Genomic DNA, 21,451 nt, shown 5'->3' with positions numbered 1-21,451 from the left:
CTACTTGGCCCACGCTGCCTGATGTTGCTGGGCTGGCTCGGTATTGAACGGCGCAATCGCAGGGGACGGCGTCTTCGCTTCAGTTGAAGGAACTCCAGCCAGGCGCAAGCCTTGGTGGCTCAGCCGTAACGAAGGCGGGTTCGCGTAGCGGAACGCCGCCCGGCAGTGTGTGGGGCCGTTGAACCAGGAGCCGCCCCGGTCCACGCGAAGCAAGGCTCCATCGACGCCTTTATGCGTGTCGTCGCACCACTCGCGGACATTTCCATGCATGTCATGGAATCCCAGCACATTCGGCTGATACGAACCCACCGGACACGTCCGGTTCAAGGACCGCTCGTTCCGGGTTCCGAAGTTCGCCTGACCCGGCAATAACGTGTTCGTCGGCTTCGCGAAGTAAAACTCGAAGGCGCTCTCCTGCTGGTCCGACTGCGGGCCGCCCCGACACGCGTACTCCCACTCGACTTCCTTCGGCAGCCGATACACCCATCCGGTGTCCTTCTCCCTCGCGTTCAGCCGGGCCACGAACAGCTGGCAGTCATCCCACGAAACCGATTCCATCGGGAACCGCTTCAGGTCCGCATCCGAGATGTCCTTCACTGCATGCCTGCCCGCGCCGTAGCGCGAGAAGGAGCTGGGGTTGTCGTCCATCACTTCCTCCCACTCCCCTTGCGTGACCTGATACTTTCCCAAGTAGAAGTCCGCCGGGATCACCACCTCCTGGTCGCCCGGCTTGTCCACGCCGCCGCCCAGCCACGACTTGCCCTTCGGCACCAGCACGAACTCCATGCCGATGCTGTTCTTGAACGTCGGCGGCCCAGGCTTCGCGGTGGCGGGAGGGTTGTCGCTCTGCTTCGTGATCTCGATCTGCGAAGTGTCGGGAACCTCGATCTTCGTCTGTGTGCCATCCTTGTTCGTGATCGTGATGATGATCACACCCAGCAGCAGCACGAGCGCAGCGGCTCCGCCGGCGGCGAGCAACCACCGCGATAACGGTCGGCGGAGAGGGGAACTCTGGCCAGCGAGAGGTTTGGCGACCGCCTGGAACTTTGGGGCCGCTGCCGGAGCCGAGGGAGCGGGCAGAGCCTTGCCCCAGGGAGACAAGGCGGTGGCCAGTTCATCTGCTGAGGCAAACCGGTCGGACGGAGTCTTCGCCATCAGTTTCAAATAGATTGCGACGACTTCCGCTGGTACATCGGGACGCGCCAGCGCGAGGTCAGGGATGGCGTCCAGCATATGCCCTTTCATCTTGTTGGCAGCAGAGCGGTGGGTGTAGCTGTGGTACGGCGGTCGACCCGTCAGCAGGAAGTACAGCGTGCAACCCAGCGAGTACAGATCGGACCTTGCATCGCAGGTGTGCGAGTCGTTCCATTGTTCGGGAGCCATGTAGTCGGGCGTGCCGAAGCACTGCCCAGTGGTGGTCAATGCGGCGGGAGTTTCTTCCTGCGCCAGGAGTGCCAGCCCCATGTCGAGGATCTTGATCTGGCCGGTCTGTTTCGACACAAAGAGGTTGGAGGGCTTGATGTCGCGATGCACGAGACCCAGCTGGTGAGCCGCTGCCAACCCCTGGGCCGCCTGCCGGATCGCCTGGCAGGCATTGTCCACAGACATGGTGCCCTTGGTCTGGATGAACTGCTGCAAGTCCTGGCCCTCGACGTACTCCATCGACAGGTAATGCATGCCGGTGATCTCACCGGCGTCGAGAGCCTGGATAATGTTCGGGTGTTGCAGCGATCCGACAGCCAGCATCTCGCGCTCAAACCGAGACAGGGCATCGAACCGGGTGAGGAGATGCTGGGGCAGGATCTTCAGGGCCACCAACTTGCCGAGCTTAGTATGCCGCGCCTGGTAAACAGCCCCCATGCCGCCCTCGCCCAACTTGGCGAGCAACTTGTACGGACCAATCTGGCCGCCGACATCCATGACCGTACTGAGCGGGCCCGTCGACAATGTCTCGCCCGTAGCGGTCTGCTCTGTATTGGTCAGTTCTGGGGGATGACTGAGTGCGGATTGCGTCGCCACCTCAGCCGATGGGGCGGTCTGACTTTCGCTCAGATTGGTACGATCGTCGCAGAATTGGTTTCTTTTCGAACCGGAAAACACCCCCGCGATGACGCCTCCCTGCTGGGGAAATCGTAGGATGTAGTCATCCGGTCGAGGCGCCTCACTTTGCCGAATCCGGTATTCGAGTTCCATGGCCAGAAGTTCGACCAGCAGTCCGTCCTGCGCCACCTCCGGAGCCTCTGCCAGAAACGACTCGATGCGCGGACTGGCCCCGGTCACCAACTCCTGATCAAAACGGTCACAAAACTCGTCAATCTCAGAGAGTTGCTGGTCAGTCAGTGACCGGTAGGCGGGATTCCTGATCGTCGGGTCATTCATGAGATTACAACCAATGGCAGTACTCGTAGCCCTGAATGGTCAAACGGCAGTCGAGTCCGACAGAACGACCGGTCACTCTTTTCACATTTTTCGCTCATGCTGAAACTGAACGCCGCCCATGTTACTGCTCGCCATCATGCAGTCCCGCTTCCACCCAAATTCGTCGAATTCGTTCCAGCTTTCGTTCGATGGTTCGCCGAGTACACTTGATTTCCTCGGCGATTTCTCCATTCGTGGCCCCCTGAAACTTGAGCAGCACGATCGTTTTCATCGCCTCGTCAGGGATGGCATTGAGCAGTTGGTCGCAACTTCCTGAAACTTCCGCCAGGACATCGGGTGCCAGCTGGTTGTCTTTGACCGCGTTGATGCCCGCAGCGCCAAATCCAGATTCTCCGCCTTCCGCCCCTCCCCCTCGTTTCTGACGATTCGCAGATCGCCGCTGGGCCGAGATTTTTCGAGAGGTAATGACGGCCAATAGACCCCAGAAAGCGTCTCGATTCTCGGCTTCTAGGCGGCCATCAGCCAAGCCGCTGCAGAGGCTGTGAAACGCGCTATTCGCCGCATCATATTCGTCGTAACGCCGGCGGGTCTGTACGTCGAGCTTCTGCCGAGCAAACTCCTCCAACCGCACGGAAATGTGCCGCCACAAGTGTTCGGCCGCCTGGCCATCCCCTGCTGAAAGCTGGTCGATCCAGCCGGTGACGGATTGGCTATCCACAGTTCATTTTCCGGCGATAGTCGACCGCAGCCCTAACACCTGACAGGCCAAGTGTTTCAGAACGGCCAGGGTAGCACGGGAGGAGGTGTTTTTCCAGCGACTTCCCAAAAAACCTGGCAGTTGCCTGTCGGACTTGAGGCGTATTTGAACATTCAGATTGTGAGCCCGGATTGGTTCATCCGGCCTGCAGCTCGCCACTTTCGGCATCACATCTATGAAACTGAACCGGGGAAACACAATGATCAAAACATTTGTTCTGGGACTCTTCACACTTTTGGCCGCTGCGTCGTTTGCCTCTGCTGCCGACCCCAATTACAAGGACCTTGTGGGAAAATGGGAGCTTGACTTTCCGAAGAACGACTATCATTACATCGAGATTGCTGAGGCAAAAGAGGGAGAAGCTGGTCCTTATGTCTGGAGCAACAAAGCTGGTAAAAGTTGGCCTTGTGCGGCTGGTTTTATCCAACCGCCGAACAATGGACCGAGGACGTATACTCTAACTTTCGGGAAAGAATCTCCTTACCCCGGTCACGAACTCCACCTCGTACGGGATTCCGAAGGTAAGCTGGTGTTCTTGAAAGAGTATGTGAAAGGCTCGGACACTAAAGAATTGCAAACATGGGTTATGCGTCGGAAGTAAACGTCCGTTCCGCACATCGGCAGCCGAATATTTGTAAGTGATCCGCCAATTTTGACGGGCGGGGGATGGCGCTTGGAGGATGCCGAAAGGAAAATGGTGCCAGGAACTCTTGTTGCAAAGGAAGTGGCCCGATCCAAAATGCGTTCGCCCTTGCGGTATCACATCAATGAAACTGAACTGGGGAAACACAATGATCAAAACATTTGTTCTGGGACTCTTCACACTTTTGGCCGCTGCGTCGTTTGCCTCTGCTAACGACTTAGCCGAAAACTTCAAAGGGATTGAGGGAAGTTATCAGGAGAAGTCTGGGGGGGAGATGAAGATTCGGAAGTCGGATGATGCAAAAATGGAAGCCGGCCCTTGGAGGTTTGTGCTGAAGGGGGAGGGTGATTGGGCTTGTAGTCAGGGAGTGGACGCCCCAGGGGGAGACAAGCCAAACGTTTATTTTATCCAGTTCGCTGAAGGGCCTTTCAAAGGTGAGCGATATAACATCGCACGCGATAAAGACGGTAAGGTGAAAGAGTTGCAACTAGTTGGTGGCAGCAAGGCAATTTGGGTAAAGCAGTAATGCCCCGTAGTACCCGGAAGTTGTCCATTCCGTAGTGGCCGAGGAACCTCTCAAGCGTCGCGGCTTTGGTTGCGACGCTTGTTACATTTGCCTCACAGCAAAGCAGCCCAGATCAAGGAGCGAAGCGAAGCCGCTCCGGCGCGATCGTCTTCCGCACCCCTTAACTGCCGGACCTGCGTTGCAGAGCAGCGAGCGATCGAACCAGCGAAGTTGTCGAGGTTTCAAAGCCACTGACCCCGGCCAGGAAAAGTTCGATTGGTGTCCCGCCACCTCCACTCGAAAGCCATCAGCCCATGCTTGATGGCTTTTTTCGTAGCCGCGCAGCTCGCCATGCAGATCGCCGAAATACCTACGGCGACACTTCTTTCACCTGCACCGTACACGTGCCGCTGTTGTCGGCCAGCTTGGCGAGAGAGTCGTTCACGCGCAAGTAGAGCGTGCCGGTGGCTCGCGGCGTGATACGTCCGCTGGGGCCGATGATATCGGGACTAAGTAGCGGCGACATGGCATTCTGCGATGCTGCGGGACTGGTCACGCCCGCGAGCACAATGCCCAACGGCTGACCCTGGTTGTATTCAATGGTGATGCCGTTTGGCTCGGACCACCAAGGTTGCGGCTCTTGGGCCATTTGATAGCGCCCGGTGGCCGTAAGTTCGTAGGTCTTGCCAGCGGTGACTTCGAAGCCCGTCGATTGCCAGGCGCGATCGGCAGCTACGCTCACCGTTGCACCACCGGCGGGCAGTGGTGCCGCGGCCTTGCGAACCGTCGCAGCGCGGGCCACATCGTAGCCGTAGTCAAGCTGGGCCACGTACAGCTGCCAGTCCTCGGCAATGTCCGCCCAGTGGGGCTTCAGCTTTTCATGAAACCGCCGCGAGAACTCAATCGAGCGATCCTTGGTGTCGTTTTTCAGTTCGAGAAACGCTTCTCGGGTAGCCGGATGTTGATTGAGGAAACAGGTCGCTGCCCAGCACCAGCCATACGCTTCGTTTTTGAGATGCGCCTGGCCATCGAAACGAAAGATGTCGAGCAGCGTGAGGCCACGATTGGCCGCGTACTCGTCGCGAACGATCTTCACGCGCCCCCAGTAAGGGACCAGCGTCTTATCGGGCGGATTGTAGCCCAGGGTGAGCTTGGTGCCGTCCCACTCGTGCGTGCCGAGCAGTTCGGCCATTCCTTCCTGATACCAGGGTGGCCCCGCGCCGCCGAGCCAATGCGCCATGAAGGCATGCGTACCCTCGTGAATCATCAAGTGTCGGCGGTAGTAATCGCTCGGCTGATTGTAGAGCCAGAACTGCGAGCCCTTGTGAAAGCCATTGGGGAAATCGGGCAGATCCGCCGTGTAGAGCCCGGCTCCTTCAAAGCGAGCTTTGTTTTCCATCACGCAGCCCACGAGCTTCCAATCGTTGAGCTTGGCCGGGTCCACGCCAAAGTATTCGCACAGCAGCGTGACCGAGGCGTCGAAGACTTGCGGCAGCTTCTGGATATCTTCCACCGATTCGGGAACATCGGTGTACAGGATCAAGTGCTTGCCGACCAGCTTGCGAATGCCGGCGACCGCGATCTTGCCGTCGTCGAGTTCTGGCAAGGCAAACTGCGTCTCTTCGCCACGCTTCACCAGGTCCGACAACGACCCCGCTGGGCGAGGCTTGACCGGCTTGTCGCTTTCGGCGAGCGGAGGAAGAAAGCTGCGGGCAGGTGGATCTTCCGTTGCAGCGTTGGCTTGCTTCTTCGGCGGCTCTTGGGGAGCCTTCTTGCCCGAGGTGCTGGTCGCGGGAGCGATCTTTTTCTTGGCTGCCTGCTTGGGCGCGGGCATCTCGCCGCAACCAACAAGCAGCGCGAGGCAAAGGAGCGCCGCCGCGCGACCAATCCACGAAGATTCAAAATGCATCATGCCACGCCTCATCTGCCTCACAACGCCCCTTCATCTGCCTTGCTGATTATAGCGCACCGCCCCGGCAAGGTGATCCCAAAAGCATTCCCGAATTGAACCAACTTGTCCAACAATTAGTTGGATTGTTGGACACCAATCTGTAGCCAATCCCGAGAGTTGCGCTATCTCGTGTCCAACAATGGCCTCCATTGTTGGCCCCCCCCTTTTGCGGTTCTCATAGCCACTTCGCCAGTGGCCCACCCGCGGCGGCCAGTGCATCGACCTTAACACTGATCACCGGATCTTCCACCAGCGGTGGTGCGTGATGAGGTTTAATCCGGGCATCAATCACCAGCGGGCCGGTGCAACCCCAGTGCTTCATTACTGTCGATGCACCCACGCCGTACACGTCCGCAGCCGGGTTGCTGCGTGTGAATGTCACCCACAAAAAGTTACCTAGCGTGCGAGCGGCGAAGTCACTATCGTCAACGACCACAATCAGCGGAACGCGGTCCGCAAGTTCCGCCGAGCGATTCGCCTGCTGCAGGAACTCACACAGCCGCTCCATGTCGGGCTGCCAGGTTGCTGTTCGGGGCTCTGCCGGATTTCGCGGCGTAAAACTTGGCTGCGGCTGAATGGCCGGTCCCTTCACGACGAGCACACCAGGCAGTGCCAGCTGGGGATTCGAGAATCCTTCCGGCAAGCGCAGCTCGCCGGGCAGTTCTTTCGCCAACGACCGGCGGGCAGGTCCCACCGCGGCAATCACCACTTTCGAACCACGATTCAGACCATCGCCCGAGTAATCGAGCGTGTCGATGGTCGTGCATGTTTGAAAATGGAGATCGCGCCGCCAATCGACGCGGGCCAACACATGCTGCAGGAAGGCTCCCTCGTCGTGGGTCTGCAACTGTGGATCGTCCCCCACATTGGCAATCAGCAGATACTTGGCAAGCGACATTTGCCCTTGCCCCAGAATGGCATTCGCCTGCGTCAGCAATTCTTGAGGCTGCGGGTTCGCATGAAAGGGCATGTACCGCTCGCTGCCAATCGCCAGTAGCAGCGGATGCACGCCCGCAGCATCAACCGCATGCACTTGCTGCACGCCATGCACGACCGTGGGGATGATCGGCCCGGTTAGTTCGTGAATCAGTTGGCCGAAGGTCGTATCTTCCTGCGGCGGCCGACCAACCACTGTGAACGGCCAAATCGCACCTTGCCGCGCGAGGACTTCTTCGACTTCCAGTACCGGAAAATCATGCGCCAAGCTGTAGTAGCCCAAGTGATCGCCGAACGGACCTTCCGGCAATGTGCGACCCGGGCGGATCACTCCGCGAATACAAAAGTCGGCATCGGCATATACAGGCAAATTGTTCCCTGAGGGTGTCGCGCGCTTCGCCATCGGGATGCGATGGCCCGCGAGTGCTCCCGCAAAAGCCAACTCGCTCATTCCTTCGGGCAGCGGCATCACGGCGGCCAATGTCATTGCCGGATGACCACCGACAAAGATGTTCACCCGCAGCGGTTCGCCCTTGGCGAGGGCTGCCGCGTGATGCACGCCAATGCCCCGATGAATTTGATAGTGCAGACCGATCTCACGGTCGCGAGCGTACGAGTTGCCCGCGAGTTGCACCCGGTACATTCCCAGGTTCGAGTGCTGCAGCCCTGGTTCGTTGGGGTCTTCCGAAAAGACCTGCGGCAAGGTGATGAACGGGCCGCCATCGCGGGGCCACGATTGCATCATCGGCAAGTCGCTGATGTTGATCCGCTGCGCGAACACCGGACCGCTGCGAACCGACTTCGGCTGCATGTGCCAAGCCGTCAGTGGTGCCGACCAATACCGCCAAGGCTGCTTCATCGCGACGCCCGGATCGATCTTGATTTCAATCGCGCGCCGCACCGCTTCGTACGAATGACGGAACAGATAGCGGGCTCGCTCGAGGGTGCCGAACAGATTCGACGCCATCTCGAAGCGGCAGCCCTTCACCCGGGTGAACCAGACGGCAGGCCCACCGCTGGCGTACACTCGGCGCTGGATCTCGGCCGCTTCCAAGTGGCCATCGACCTCTTGGTCCAGGCGCACCGCATGCCCGGCTTGCACCAAATCCGTTAGCATCTGTCTCAGCGAAAACATGTCACCCTTCGTTCGCAGCCTGTTGCTCTCTGCACTAACCGCACGACGTTCCACATCTTAACGGGACCACCCGCCGAGTGGGGCAGGCTGTTTATCGACCCAATTCCGACTAAATTAGTCCCATGACGGGCTGCCGTTGCTCGTTCCCGCCGACTGTTTCCCATCACTCTCCTGCCGAGGTCGCCATGCTGCGTCAACCACTGGCTCTCACGTTCGCCCTGCTGACACTTGCCTGCGCGGTGGCAGCCGAGCCCGATACAGCCGCCAAACCGAGCGGACTGAAGTGGTACAAGGGGAACACCCACACCCACTCCTTGTGGAGCGATGGCAACGACTTTCCCGAGATGATCTGTGAGTGGTACAAGAGCCGCGGCTACCACTTTCTCGCCCTGTCCGATCACAACTTGCTGAGCGTTGGCGAGAAGTGGGTCGACTCGAAGCGAGCGAATACCAAGGACGCCATCGGCGGCCTGGAGCGGTTTCGCGAACGCTTCAAAGATCGTGTGCAAACCAAAGAAGAAGACGGCAAGACAATGGTCCGATTGTCGCCCCTGTCGGAGTTTCGTCCGCTGTTCGAGGAGCCCGAAAAGTTCCTGCTGATTCAGGCCGAAGAAATCACCGACAGCTTCAAGAGCAAGCCCATTCACATCAACGGCCAGAACTTGCAGGAAGCCATCAAGCCACAAGGAGGCGATTCGCTGCGGGCCACCATCTCGAACAACCTGCGCGCCATCGAGCAACAGGGAAAGCGACTCAAGCAGCCTGTGCTCGGCCACTTGAACCACCCCAACTATCAATACGCCGTCACCGCCGAAGACATGGCGCACGTCGCCGAAGAAAAGTTCTTCGAAGTCTACAACGGTCACCCCGGCGTGAATCACCTGGGAGATACCTTCAAGCCAGCCGCCGGCAAAGAACCAGCTCACACCCACGACCATAGCGACAAAGGGCATTCGCACTCACACGCGCATCCGCCGGTGCATCATGCGAGCATCGAAAAGATGTGGGACATCGCTAACACCATTCGCCTGGCCGAATTGAAACGACCACCGCTCTTTGGTCTCGGTACCGATGACTCGCACAACTACTTCGGCCTGCGCGGCGCTTCGCCCGGACGAGGCTGGGTCGTGGTGCGCGCGCCCGAGTTGACCGTCGAGGCGCTGCTGAAGGCTCTGCACGCCGGCGACTTCTACGCTTCGAGCGGCATCGTGCTCAAAGATTTTCAGTGGGATCCCAAGAGCAAAAAACTCTCGATCGAAATCGAACCGCAGCCTGGGGTCACGTACGCCACGGCCCTGGTGGGCTCGCTCGAAACCGTCTCGCTCAAGAGCGAACCCGTGAAGGATGAAAAAGGAATCGAACTCCCCGTCACGCGCAAGTACTCGCCCGAAGTGGGCAAGACGTTGCAAGTGAAAACCGGTACCAGCGTGACGTTTCAACTCACGGGCAAAGAACTGTACGCCCGCGCGGTGGTGACCAGCAGCCGTGCTCCCGAGAACCCTTCGTTTCCCAATCAAAAAGAACAAGCCTGGCTCCAGCCTGTGGGTTGGGAACATCGCGTGGCAACCACGCCTGCCAAGTAACGACCACCACGATTCACCTTTGGGATAGCCGCTCATGATTCCTGCTCCGCGTCCGTTCGCACTCGTCTTGTCAGCCTTGTTGCTGGCCACTTCCCTCGCTCTGGCCGACGGCCCCGCCGATAACCAGATCGAAGATGTCCGCCGCATTCCCAAGTTGGGCGTCGAAGTTCCCGCCGAGAAACGAGCCGAACTCGAAGCCGGCTTGAAGGAACTGCGAGGCAAGATCGACGACCTGCGCAAACGCAACAATCCCAAAATCAACGAACTGCTGCCGGATCTCGAAATCTTTCACAAGGCCGTGAACGACGCTCTCGTCTATCAAGAGTTCTTCGATCCCAAAGACGTCGACTTCGCTCCCAAGCTCATCACTGCTGGGCTTGAGCGGGCGAGCGCACTCGCCAAGGGCGAAGCTCCCTGGACGACCGAAAAAGGGCTCGTCGTGCGGGGCTTCGTTTCGAAGCTCGATGGCAGCGTGCAGCCTTACGGTCTGGTGGTGCCCGACAGCTTCAACGGCACGGGCAATCGCCATCGCTGCGACATCTGGCTGCACGGCCGCGGCGAAACGCTCAGCGAGTTGAACTTTCTGCGCGACCGCATGACCAACATCGGCACCATGTCGCCGCGCGACGTCATCGTGCTGCATCCCTACGGCCGCTATAGCAACGCCTTCAAGTTCGCTGGCGAAGTCGATGTGTTTGAATCGCTGGCCAGTGTGCAAAAACGATATCCCATTGATGCCGATCGCATCGCCATGCGTGGCTTCAGCATGGGTGGTGCCGGTGCTTGGCATCTGGCGGTGCATCATCCCGACCGTTGGTTCGCCGCCAATCCTGGCGCCGGCTTCAGCGAAACGCCCGACTTCCTCCGCGTCTTCCAGAAGCAAGATCTCAAGCCGCTGTGGTGGGAAAAGACCTTGTGGCAATGGTACGACTGCCCAGCCTGGGTGAACAACCTGCGCGGGCTGCCAACCGTCGCCTATAGTGGCGAACTCGATTCCCAGAAGCAGGCCGCCGACATCATGGAAGCCGCCATGCAAGCCGCTGGCATGCAGCTGCGCCACGTTATCGCCCCCGAAACCAAACACGCCTATTCCCCCGATGCCAAGGAAGAGGTCGATCGCCGTTTGGCTGCGCTTGAGCAGTTTGCCGGCAACGAAGGGAACACGACGGTCTCGTTCACCACGCTCACGCTTCGCTATCCGAAGCACACGTTCGTCACCATCGACGAGCTCGAAGAACATTGGAAGCCCGGCACGATCGAGATCGACATCGGCGGCGAAGTCCGCTTCAGTGCCAAGGGAATCACGGCCTTCACGGTCGATTCACTCCCCGGTTACTACGTCGACCAGGAAGGGCTCGAAGTCATCGTCAACGAAGGTTTGCCCGGCGCACCGGCCGACGATCTCAACAGCGAAGAGTATTCGCTCGGCACGGTTCCGGCCCTCAGCGATCGTTCGATCAAACTCTCGGCGCACAAGATCGGCGACCGTTGGCACCTGGGACCGCGCACCAACGAAATCGGCCTGCGCAAGAAACATGGTCTGACCGGGCCGATTGATGATGCATTTATGGATTCGTTTCTCTTCGTGGCTCCCACCGGCAAGGCCTGGAATGAGCTTCCCGCTCAGTGGAGCACCAGCGAACTGACCCGCGCCAAGGAACATTGGCGTCGTCACTTCCGCGGCGTGCCGCGCGTGAAGAACGATTCGCAAATGACGCCCGACGACCTGGCCCGCCATAACCTGGTCCTCTGGGGCGATCCCGGCAGCAACGCCGTTCTCGCTCAAATCGCCGCCAAGCTGCCGATCAAATGGACCGCCGAGCAAGTTCAAGTGGGCGGTGCTTCGTTCCCGGCCAATCAGCACGCCGTGGTGGCCATCTATCCCAATCCGCTGAACCCCAAAAAATACGTGGTGCTCAATAGCAGCTTCACCTTCCGCGAGTTCGCATACCTGAACAACGCGCGCCAGGTGCCAATGCTGCCCGACTGGGCCGTCGTCGATCTTTCGACACCACCCAATTCAGTCTGGCCCGGCAAGATCGTCGCCGCCGACTTCTTCGACGAGCGTTGGCAACTCAAGCCCCTCCGCCCTGTCACCTCTCGCCCGTAATCGGCCTTCCCCGATGGCACGTGGTGGTACTCCACCCGTGTCCTCCCCTGCTCTTCACAGGTAACGCTCCGTCTTGCTGACTGGCTGCGTCAGCGCCTGACTGCCCAGCGCCAACCAACCAATCCAACGAATCTCCCTCAGCTGCACTGCTGCCATCACACAACATGGCTGGAACTCCAGCCGTGGCGCTAAATCCGGCTGCGCCGAGGATGGCTGACGAACAGAGAAGCGGACGTTCGACTGCTGATGCCCAGAAGCCTGCTCTCAACGCGAAAGACTTTTTTTGAAAAGTGCTTGCCAAAGAATCACGGGAGCGAGATAGTGGTGCTTATGTGCGTACTATGTTGTGCGCATGTGATTAGTAATTGATCTGTAGTTAGAGAGTGAGAAGGCAGGTTTTTTCGGTTAACCCAGCCGTTTGGGCAGTTTCCCCGTATTTCCTCCCTCGCCTCGGTACTCGGGGAGAGGAGCTGAACGGTGCAGCGACCCGAGTTTATTTCAACGGCCGCCAGCGGCTCGGTTAACCAGGGAAATAGATATGCGCTTTCAGGCATTTGTCTCCCGCTCTCCCTCACTCCCACTCTCCCCCTCTTTCCCCGCCGGAGTTTCAGACATGAGCAAGAAAAAGAAAACGAACAGCATTTTCCGCGCGCCGAAACCGAGGGATCTGGAGATCTATGAGCGATGCTCGACGCATGGGGTCTCGCAGCGGATGGTGGCCGCGGAGTTCGGCATCTCGCAGCCTGCGGTGAGCAAGATTTGTCACAAGCTGCAGCGCTGGGAAGGCGAGCCGGAGCTAACGACGAATCGCGAGACGGAGCACAAGAGCGAGCAAGGGCGGATTCAGCGATTGCACATGCTGACGCGGCAGCACAAGCGTCGGCTCGATATGGGTTACTCGCAGATGTGCGAGAAGTGGCGGGAGTCGCAAAAGGCTGCGGGAACCATTAAAGACCGCGTTTTTAAGGGCGAATTGATGAAGGAGTCGACCATCAAGACTCGCGACGGCAACCCGCGATTTCTCAACGATGCGATTCGCATGAGTGAGAAGATGCTGAAGTTTGAGGGGATCAAGCTCGATGGTACGGTCGACTTCGAGACGAAGAATCGGCTGCCCGAAGAACCTGAGATGACCTACGACGAGCGGATGGCTGAGCAGCGGAAGTGGATCGACGCGGCGCTGCCGGAAGTGGAGAAGTGGGAGGCGAAGGAAAGGGAGAAGGAAAGGCAGAAGGAAGATCGCAGAATGCAGAATGAGGGGAAGCTACGAGGAGTTGCTGCTGCCGTCTGTGCTCCCTCTCCTCTGTACTCAGGGGAGAGGGCCGGGGTGAGGGGCGAGCGCTGTGAGAGCGGACTGGGTTCACGCGAGGGGATCGCGATGTTGCCAGGCGGTAGTGCAAAAGCCGTTGAACCCCCGGGGCAGGCCCGGGGGCGGATGGAAGAAACGCGAGGGCAGGAAGATGGCTTCAGCACGTGCGAAAGTGGTTATCAAACGGTTATCACCGAAGGCGGAAAAACACCGCAAATAACGGCTGTGAAATCGTGCGAAGTCGTTGATACAGTCGAAGATAGCGACGACGTGGTTATCGCTGAAATTATCGACGAAAAAGTTATCAAAAGCGTCCCAGCTCCTTGGCCTTTGTATTCAGCGGAGAGGGGCGAGCGATGGGAAAGTGGCTTGGGTTCAGAGGAGGGTTTGCGAACGGGTAGCGTGATGTTGACGGGCGGTAGTGCAAAAGCCAATGAACCCCCGGGGCAGGCCCGGGGGCGGATGGGAGAAGGTCGAGGGCAGCCTCAGCTGGACTCCAAAATCTCCCCCTCTCCCGCTCTTCCACACTCCCACTCTTCTTCCTGCCCTACGATCGAGTTCCTGCGGTCGACGGCGCCAGCGTTTACGACGGAGCGGCATCCATCGGCACCGGAGAAGTTTACGCCGAAGCCGGGCTCGGCGTTCAGCGTGGATGCGCGCGGCAGGCTGGTGCAGGAGGCCGAAGGCTTTCGCCGGCTGGTGCCAACGAACTGGATCGAGCCGCCGCCGAGTAAGTTTCCGGTGCAGACGGTGGAAGAGAGCTTTTGAGGAAGTTCGGAATGCGGATTGCGGAGTGGAAGGTAGGGAGAGTTCGCGAGCGGGTGGCGCGATGTTGACGGGCGGTAGTGCAAAAGCCAATAAACCCCCGCCGCAGGGGCGGGGGCGGAAGGAAGAGAGGGGGACGGAAGTAGGAAAGACGCTGCGCTGACCTCCGACGCCTAAGCCTCCGGCTGCCGACTCCCGTTTCCCGATTCCTGAATCCCGGCAGGCTGGGGTTTTAGTAGGCGCGGTCAGGCAGAGCTACCAGGGCATTTCGAGTTGGCCGACGATTTGGTCGGCGAGGCGACGCATGGCCTCTTCGTGCGAGGTGACCAGGGATTGGCCACCTTCGGGGACGAAGTTGGTGGCCTGGCTGACGTTGATGAGCAACGGCTGCACGGGGACGTCGGTGTGGCTCATGATCAAATCGCCGCGACGATCGACCCAACGGACTTGGACGAAGAAATCAGTTTCGACGTCGCGGGCTTCATCGAGGCCATTCTCGGCGAGGACCTTTTTGTTTTCGCTGATGATGCGGGCGGTGAGAATGCTGTCGGCGGTGTCGGCATCCGACAACTTGTAGGGAGTTCTCAGTTCGAGTTGCTTGCAGATTTGTTCGGTCAGCCGTTCGCCCAGGTTGCGGCGAAAGCTGTCGGACTGGACCATCTGCACGTGCACCGTGCGGATATCGGGGCGATACAACGAGCGGTTGCCGAACTGATAGGTGGCACACCCGGACGAAGCAGCGGCACCGATCAGCGTTACCGCGATGATGGTGAGTCGAGCGACGGGATGGAGCAAGGGGTTCAAGGCGTTAGTTCGTAGTTTGAAGTTCGTAGTTAAGTGGCGCGTGAGCGAGAGTGAAGTGAGATTGAAAGGAGAGAGCTTTTGAGCATCAGCCCCTCACCCCAACCCTCTCCCCGGAGTACCGAGGCGAGGGAGAAAATGCCGGGCCTCTGGTCCCTCACATCTGGCCCCTTCCTCGCTTCCTCCCTACCTCAGCGGTTCGGTGGCACTGGCGGGCATTACTTCCGAGGAACCGGTCTCTGGCGTGCGAGGGTTTGCCTTTTCGTAGGCATCTACCGCATCAATCACACGGCTGATCTTGTCTCTTTTGGGGAAGGCATTGACGAGAAAAGGAACGTACTGCTCGGGCTTCGGCGGTTTGTCGGCGATTTCGGCGAGGCGGGTGGTCGACTTCTCGCCGAAGGGCGTGTCGTTGTATTCGCGTTGGATCTTCTGGTAGTAAGTGCCTGCTGCGCGATACTCGGCGCGGCCGTCAAAGTACTGAGCAAAGTTGTAGAGCTTTTCGGCCTTCTTGTAGCGAACTTCGGCCGCGGCGCGATCGAGGTACTCTTGTTCGGCGGCGTATTCTTTGGGGAACTGACGCTTGATTTGCTTAATCAGTTTTTCGGCTTCGTCCAGCGACTTGGCACCGTAATCGGGGCCGAGGTAGCACATCAATTTCGCCTTCAGACCCAAGTAGTGAGCGTTGAATTGATGCTCGCTGGTGGGATAGGCCTGCCGCAGATCGCTGTAGTAGTCGTCGGCCTTTTGAAAGCTGCCGCTGGCGAAATGTTCGTTGCCGGCGGCGAGCGTGGCATCGTCGGCGAGGCGACCAGTGGGGTCGTCGACACGAATCTTGTCGTAGGCCCGCAAGGCATAGCCGCGCGTATCGCGCCAAGGACGTTCTTGATTCCAGAAGTTGACGGCGTACCAGGCGTCGGGGCTTTTGCGGTTCTGTTCGAGCCAGTAGCGAGCAATGGCAAACCGTCGCTGATCGACGGTGTCGAGATAGCGATTGTTGGGAAAAGCCTTGATCAGAATTTCGTACTGTTCATTCGACTTGGGGTAGTAGTCGGCGAAGAAGTAACTTTCGCCAGCCATGAAGCGGCCATCTTGCTCGAGGGCGGAACCCGGCCAGCGGTCGGCGGCTTCAGCATATTTTTCCGCAGCAGCGACGAAGGCTTGCTGGCGTTGACCTTCGGGAAGTGCCGTGGCTTTCTTGTAGAGCTCTTCTGCTTCGACATACAGCTCTTTCGCGATTTTGCGATTCGGGCCATTGCCGGTTGCCTTCTTCACCAGTTTTTTCAGGTTTTGAGGCTGGAGGTCGGACCACTGGATTTGCTCGATCGCCGTTTCGGCAGCGGCACCGAAGGCTGCTTCTCCCAAGCCTTCTCCTATAGCTTCGCCAACCGAGTCGGGTGCGTTAATGTTCGTGGCATCAATGACTTCATCGGGCTTGCTAGATCTCGGAACGAGGGTTTGGCAGCCCAACGAGCAAAGCAAGACGCACAGCAGGCACAGGCTTTTGATAGGCCAGGCGCAGCGACGTGCAGCGGGCAACGCTTGCCCAGCGATCGACGCAACCAAGCGAGTTGGCGCGGACGAAGCTGCAGTTTTCGGCATGACCATCCTTGGCATTACCGTCCCCGGAAATCTTTTACGCGGTGTCGAACAAGCGGTCGCCAGGTTGCCTCGTCGTGCGTTGTGGCACTAGTCGGCAGCCGTGAGTCCATTCAAGTAGCTTTGCAATCGCGATCGACGTCCCATCAAGTGGCTCAAGTAATTATTCAGCAGGCCTCGCAACTCGCCCCGCTGTTCGGCAGGAATCACCAGCGTTTGCCAGTGCCCTTCGGCAGCGAGAAATTGTTGCATGGTCTGAATCACTTCGGCCCGCACGCTGATGACTTGTCGTTGCCCGCTGCGACAAGCAGCACACAACAGCCCACCGGCGAGCAAACCAAACGGCACGCGCTCGACGACCTCCACTTCTCGGCTGCACGCCGCACACACATCGAGTGTGGGCAGGTGACCGAGTCGCGACAGAGCCGTCAATTCGAGCCACAACACGGCCGAAGCCGGCGACACATCCCCATCCAAAGCCAGCAGGGTATCGACGGCCGCGTCGAACAGTTCGGGGTGCGGATCGTGCGTGTCGGTGAGCTCCGCGAGGAGTTCCGCCACGTAAAATCCGGCATACAAACGGTTCAAATCACGAGCGCCCGCTCGAAAGCGGCGATCCAACTTGGCTTCAGTCAGGAGGTCGAGGACATCGGACGATTTGCGCAGGAACACTATGCGAATCACCGCTAGGAGGTCAAGAGCAGACTCGAAAGGTCCTTTGGGACGCCTCGCTCCCTTCGCCAAAGCACTGATCTTGCCAAAGTCGCGTGTGAATAACGTCACCACCAGGCTGGTTTCGCTGAACTCCACCGTCCGCAGCACGATCGCCGATGTCTTTTCACTGGGCATACTGGCAATGATAGCAGCGGTCATCCCGCGAGTGATTGCGTGTCAGCAGGCGAATCGCAGATCCGAAAAAAAGCCGGCCGAACCCAAAGAGTCCGGCCAGCTTGTGTAGTTCATCGGAAGGGTCGCTGCGGAATTGCCTTACGCAGCAACGGTCACTTTCGTAATCCGCACGATGATCTGACCGATATCGGAGCTGAGGCCATCGGAAACGGTGTAGCTGATCAACTGTTCGACGAATTCGCCTTCCACCACCAAATCCAACGAAGCTGGATCGACGGTGAATGTCAGCACACCATCGGATGCCAAAGTGAATGAACCGTATTGAACGTCGATCTCGGTGCCGACTTCGCCGCCGCCGACTGCAGAGACAGTCAGCGTGGTTGCGGCGTCTGCATCCGAGTCATTGAGCAACACGTTGAGTGTGGCGTTGCCACCGATGTTTGAGTTGATGGCAAGCGTGTCATCAACGGCAATCGGAGCATCGTTGACATTCGCGATGGTAATCGTGAAGGTCTGAACTGCCGTGCCACCATTACCATCGCTCAGGGTAAGTGTGATGGTGGTGGGACCGACGGCATTCGCGACCGGGGTGAGCGTGATGGTACGTTCGCTTCCCGTGCCTTCGATCAAAATTCCCGCGTTCGAGATCACGCCTTCATCGCTGCTCGCCGCCGTCAAGGTAAGCGTGTCGGCTGGCAAGTCGATATCGCTCACCTCGACGGTTAACGTAGGAATCACTTCCCCCTCGGCGATCGCGAACGATTGAACTGCGGAGAGCGAGGGGTTGTCGTTGGTCGCATTCACGGTGACGGTGAACGTATCGACGGCAGTCAGACCGTTTTCATCGGTGACCGTGACGGTGATCGTCGAGGTACCCGTTGCGTTCGGGGCGGGCGTCACCACCAAGGTTCGATTGCCGTCGGCTTCGCTACCAAAAACAACATTGGTAGCGGGAACAATAGCGGGATTGCTGCTGGTGGCGGTCACCGCCAATTCGGAGAACAACGAATCGAGATCGGCAATGGTGAATGCCAGCGAACCTGTGGGCGTGTCTTCGTTGATGATCTGATCGACAATATCCGAGATAGTGGGCGGATTCTCGATCGTGATCGTGAATGTTTCCGTAACCGTATTAGCACCTTCGGTCGCGGTCAGCGTGATCGTTGCACTGCCCGTGATGCCAACTTCCGGTGTGATGGTAAGCGTGCGAGCGCCTGCGGCGCCTCCGACAACCAGACCGCCATTGGTAACGAGTAACGCATTGTCCGAGGTAGCAGTCAGGCCAACCGTATTGACGTCGGTATCGACATCACTGAGGGCCACATTGACCACTGGGACCGGCGCACCAACGGCAATTGCGAAGTCAGCAATCGGCGCGATGAGCGGGGCGTCGTTCAATGCGGTAACGGTGACAGTGAAAGTAGAGGTCGCGGTGGCAGTACCATCGCTGACCGTCAGAGTAATCAAAGTCGATCCCGAAGCGTTGGCGACCGGAGTGATCACTACGGTTCGACTGCCGTCGCTACCGGTAATGGCGATGCCTGACACGGCCACTACGTTCTCGTCTGACGATGCTGCCGTAACCGTCAGCGTACCAACAGCGGTTTCGATGTCGCTAACCGTGACGGCGATCGGGGCACTTACCTCGTCTTCAGCGAGTGCCAAGTCGGCCACCGAGGAGATCGTGGGGAGATCGTTCGTGGGAGTGACCGTGAACTGGAAGACTTGCGTTGTCGTGGTATTGCCGTCGTTCACACTGACGGTGATGTTCACCGTGCCGTTGGCATCGGGCGCGGGATTGATGGTGAGCGTACGAGCGCCATCAGCGCCACCGATGACAATGTTGGCATCGGGCACAATCGCTTGGTCGCTGGAAATTGCGGTGAAAGTAAGAAGTCCAGCGTCGGTTTCGACATCGCTGAAGTTCACCGAGATCGGTGCCGAAATCGTGTCTTCCGCCGTGCTCTGGGCACCGATCGTGGCGATGACAGGAGCATCGTCGACTGACGAGACGGTCAACAGGAAGGTCTGTGTGGTGGTGAGCGCGCCGTCGTTGACGGTGACCGTGATGGTCGAAGTTCCCGAGAGGTTCGCCGCTGGGGTGATCGTCAGCGTGCGATTTGCTCCCGATCCACCGACGACAATGTTCGCATTGGGAACGAGCGTGGTGTCGCTGGATGTGGCAGTGACGGTCAGGGTGCCGACCGCAGTATCGATGTCACCGACCGTAACAGGGACAACCGCAGCAACATCCTCTGGCGTGGTAGCGGGAGCAACGGTCAACGTCGGAGCATCGTTGATGGGATTGACGGTAACCACAAACGTCTGCGTAGTGGTGGTCGTGCCATCGCTGACCGAGACGGTAATCGTTGAAGTGCCGCTTGCATTGGCAGCAGGGGTGATGCTGACGGTACGATTACCGTCGGTGCCACTCACCAAGATGCCGGTGTTGGGAATCAGGTCCGTGTTGCTCGACGTGGCCGAAACGATGAGCGAAGCAACGGCGGTGTCGATATCAGCGACCGTCACCGGGACATCAACGGCGGTATCTTCGTTGGTGGTGGCTGTGGGAGCTACGACGACCGTGGGCGCATCGTTCACGGCGGTTACGTTCAGATCGAACATTTGCGTGGTGGTCAGCACTCCATCGCTGACGGTGACCGTGATGGTCGATGTGCCGGACAAGTTCGCGACGGGAGTGATCACCAGCGTGCGATTGGCCCCTGTGCCACCGACGACAATATTCGCGTTGGGAACCAGCGTTTGATTGCTGGAGGTGGCCGTAACGACGAGCGCCGAGGCTGCCGTTTGCGCATCGCCCACGGTGACGGGAATCGCTGCCGTAGCGGTATCTTCGGCAGTGGTCTGCGCACCAATTGGCGAAATCGTCGGAGCGGTATTTGGAACCGTCGACGTTTTCACTTCGAACAATATGGGGAATGGGGCGTAGCCCGGATAGTAGCTGTAAGTATTGGCGGCAAGGTTCACTCGATCATAGCCGAGGCCGCCATCGATCAACACCAATTGGCCGAATTCGTTGTTGGTCAGATCCACGGTATCGTTCTGTGAACCTGTTGTCAGATAGACCGTTTTATTCAGGAACGAATTGCGAATGGTAACGGAATCGTTGCCACTACCGGCAGAATCAAAGCTAACAGCCGGCCGCGTGGCTGGATTGACAAGCACATCCAGCGAAAGACCCGTGTTGATGTAAGTGTCTTTGCCGACGCGCAAACCATTCACGGTAAGGTTCAAGCTTGGATCGCGATCAGCAATCACTTGATCGTTACCGCCGCCTGTCTGAACATTCAGGCGACCACCCATCGAGTAGTTGGTGAAGCGGACGATGTCGTTGCCGATACCGGTCATAATCGTGGTATCGCCGGTCGTGCGGAACACGTCCGTTGATGAGCCGCTGAGATGAATTTCGTCGTTGCCCGCTCCCAGCGCGGCAAGAACGCCCTTCGAGACATTGTTGATGGTGACCGGACCCGCTTGGCCATTGATCGTGGTGTTACTGCCGTTGATCGACGAGATTGTCACCGAGTTGGTAGCTAGCGTGCTGCGAGTCACCTGAATCTGGTTGTCGTTGGCGTCACCAATAATTCGGAGCACGCCGTCAGCGGCGTTGGCCAACACGTTGCCGGCCATGACGGTTCGCTCTTCGAGGCTTTCGATGCCGAGAAACGCTCTTCGTCGCTGTAGGGTTTGGGAGTTTTTTCGTTGGCGAGCAAAGAACGAACCTGACATGTAAATACAGTCCTTCGGCGAGAGATACTTCGGGGAAAGTATGGTAGGACGATCAACCGCGACATCGCGTACTGATCAAACACCAAGTCGCCCTATCGTAATTTGAGAAGCCCGTTTTTGCGCTGATTGTGTGCATTCCTCTCATAAGTGGTGGCAATATTCCGAAGTTTATTTGCTTACCACTCAATCGCGGGATGCCCCTGCGACATATTGCCGCAATAAAAGCTGGTTTAGATTGACTTCGGCTTATGTGTTGCCGAGAGTCGCGCCACACTTAGAACGGTGTGGCAATAAAGCGAGAGGGCAGTGACATGGTGCCCCGAAGGATGGCCTGGGGTACGGCGAGTATGCCAATACCCCACCACCGGTAATATGGTGC

General features: G+C 58.5%; 13 protein-coding genes. 5 read left to right on the top strand and 8 right to left on the bottom strand.

Annotated elements, in window-relative coordinates:
* Together NA78x_RS02945 and NA78x_RS02940 are read right to left on the bottom strand one after the other, a co-directional pair.
* A complete protein-coding gene (locus tag NA78x_RS02945) occupies positions 1-2,379 on the bottom strand; it encodes a protein kinase domain-containing protein (RefSeq protein ID WP_425616926.1) in 2,379 nt (792 codons plus the stop codon).
* Between the two features lie 121 nt (positions 2,380-2,500).
* Complete coding sequence (locus NA78x_RS02940; protein ID WP_425616925.1) at positions 2,501-3,097, bottom strand: ECF-type sigma factor; 597 nt, start codon at positions 3,095-3,097, stop codon at positions 2,501-2,503.
* Between the two features lie 238 nt (positions 3,098-3,335).
* On the opposite strand from NA78x_RS02940, the gene NA78x_RS02935 reads away from it, so the two are divergent.
* Positions 3,336-3,737 (top strand): hypothetical protein, encoded by a 402-nt coding sequence (locus tag NA78x_RS02935; protein ID WP_425616924.1) that lies wholly within the window; start codon positions 3,336-3,338, stop codon positions 3,735-3,737.
* Between the two features lie 166 nt (positions 3,738-3,903).
* The gene (locus tag NA78x_RS02930; protein ID WP_425616923.1) at positions 3,904-4,305 is read left to right on the top strand and encodes a hypothetical protein; all 402 of its coding nucleotides are present in this window, start codon (positions 3,904-3,906) and stop codon (positions 4,303-4,305) included.
* 349 nt (positions 4,306-4,654) lie between these two features.
* Here the strand turns inward: NA78x_RS02930 and NA78x_RS02925 are convergent, their stop codons facing one another.
* Both NA78x_RS02925 and NA78x_RS02920 read right to left on the bottom strand, forming a co-directional pair.
* On the bottom strand, positions 4,655-6,196 hold the full coding sequence (locus NA78x_RS02925) for a hypothetical protein (RefSeq protein ID WP_425616922.1): 1,542 nt from the start codon (positions 6,194-6,196) through the stop codon (positions 4,655-4,657).
* Between the two features lie 214 nt (positions 6,197-6,410).
* A complete protein-coding gene (locus NA78x_RS02920) occupies positions 6,411-8,306 on the bottom strand; it encodes a UbiD family decarboxylase (RefSeq protein ID WP_425616921.1) in 1,896 nt (631 codons plus the stop codon).
* 185 nt (positions 8,307-8,491) lie between these two features.
* Between NA78x_RS02920 and NA78x_RS02915 the strand changes: the two genes are divergently transcribed.
* The 3 genes from NA78x_RS02915 (at position 8,492) to NA78x_RS02905 (ending at position 14,076) form a co-directional block, all read left to right on the top strand.
* Complete coding sequence (locus tag NA78x_RS02915; RefSeq protein WP_425616920.1) at positions 8,492-9,889, top strand: PHP domain-containing protein; 1,398 nt, start codon at positions 8,492-8,494, stop codon at positions 9,887-9,889.
* 34 nt (positions 9,890-9,923) lie between these two features.
* Positions 9,924-11,999 carry an alpha/beta hydrolase-fold protein gene (locus NA78x_RS02910; RefSeq protein WP_425616919.1) on the top strand — a complete coding sequence of 692 codons (2,076 nt, stop codon included), beginning with the start codon at positions 9,924-9,926 and terminating at the stop codon, positions 11,997-11,999.
* A 613-nt stretch (positions 12,000-12,612) separates the two neighbouring features.
* Complete coding sequence (locus NA78x_RS02905; RefSeq protein ID WP_425616918.1) at positions 12,613-14,076, top strand: hypothetical protein; 1,464 nt, start codon at positions 12,613-12,615, stop codon at positions 14,074-14,076.
* Between the two features lie 252 nt (positions 14,077-14,328).
* Here NA78x_RS02905 and lptE read toward each other — a convergent pair whose 3' ends face one another.
* From lptE to NA78x_RS02885, 4 genes are all read right to left on the bottom strand, one after another.
* Positions 14,329-14,877, bottom strand: coding sequence for an LPS assembly lipoprotein LptE (lptE, locus tag NA78x_RS02900; RefSeq protein WP_425616917.1), 549 nt, complete (start codon positions 14,875-14,877; stop codon positions 14,329-14,331).
* Between the two features lie 183 nt (positions 14,878-15,060).
* Positions 15,061-16,476: a hypothetical protein gene (locus NA78x_RS02895; RefSeq protein ID WP_425616916.1), complete on the bottom strand. Its 1,416-nt coding sequence runs from the start codon at positions 16,474-16,476 to the stop codon at positions 15,061-15,063.
* Positions 16,477-16,563: 87 nt separating this feature from the next.
* Positions 16,564-17,346: a DNA repair protein RecO gene (gene recO / locus NA78x_RS02890; RefSeq protein ID WP_425616915.1), complete on the bottom strand. Its 783-nt coding sequence runs from the start codon at positions 17,344-17,346 to the stop codon at positions 16,564-16,566.
* 114 nt (positions 17,347-17,460) lie between these two features.
* Positions 17,461-21,072, bottom strand: coding sequence for a beta strand repeat-containing protein (locus NA78x_RS02885; RefSeq protein ID WP_425616914.1), 3,612 nt, complete (start codon positions 21,070-21,072; stop codon positions 17,461-17,463).
* Positions 21,073-21,451 lie beyond the last annotated feature (379 nt).

Origin of the sequence: Anatilimnocola aquadivae, assembly GCF_049819085.1 — a bacterium.
In the GTDB taxonomy this organism is placed as follows: Bacteria; Planctomycetota; Planctomycetia; order Pirellulales; family Pirellulaceae; genus Anatilimnocola.
This window is presented reverse-complemented; position numbering and strand designations above follow the sequence as displayed.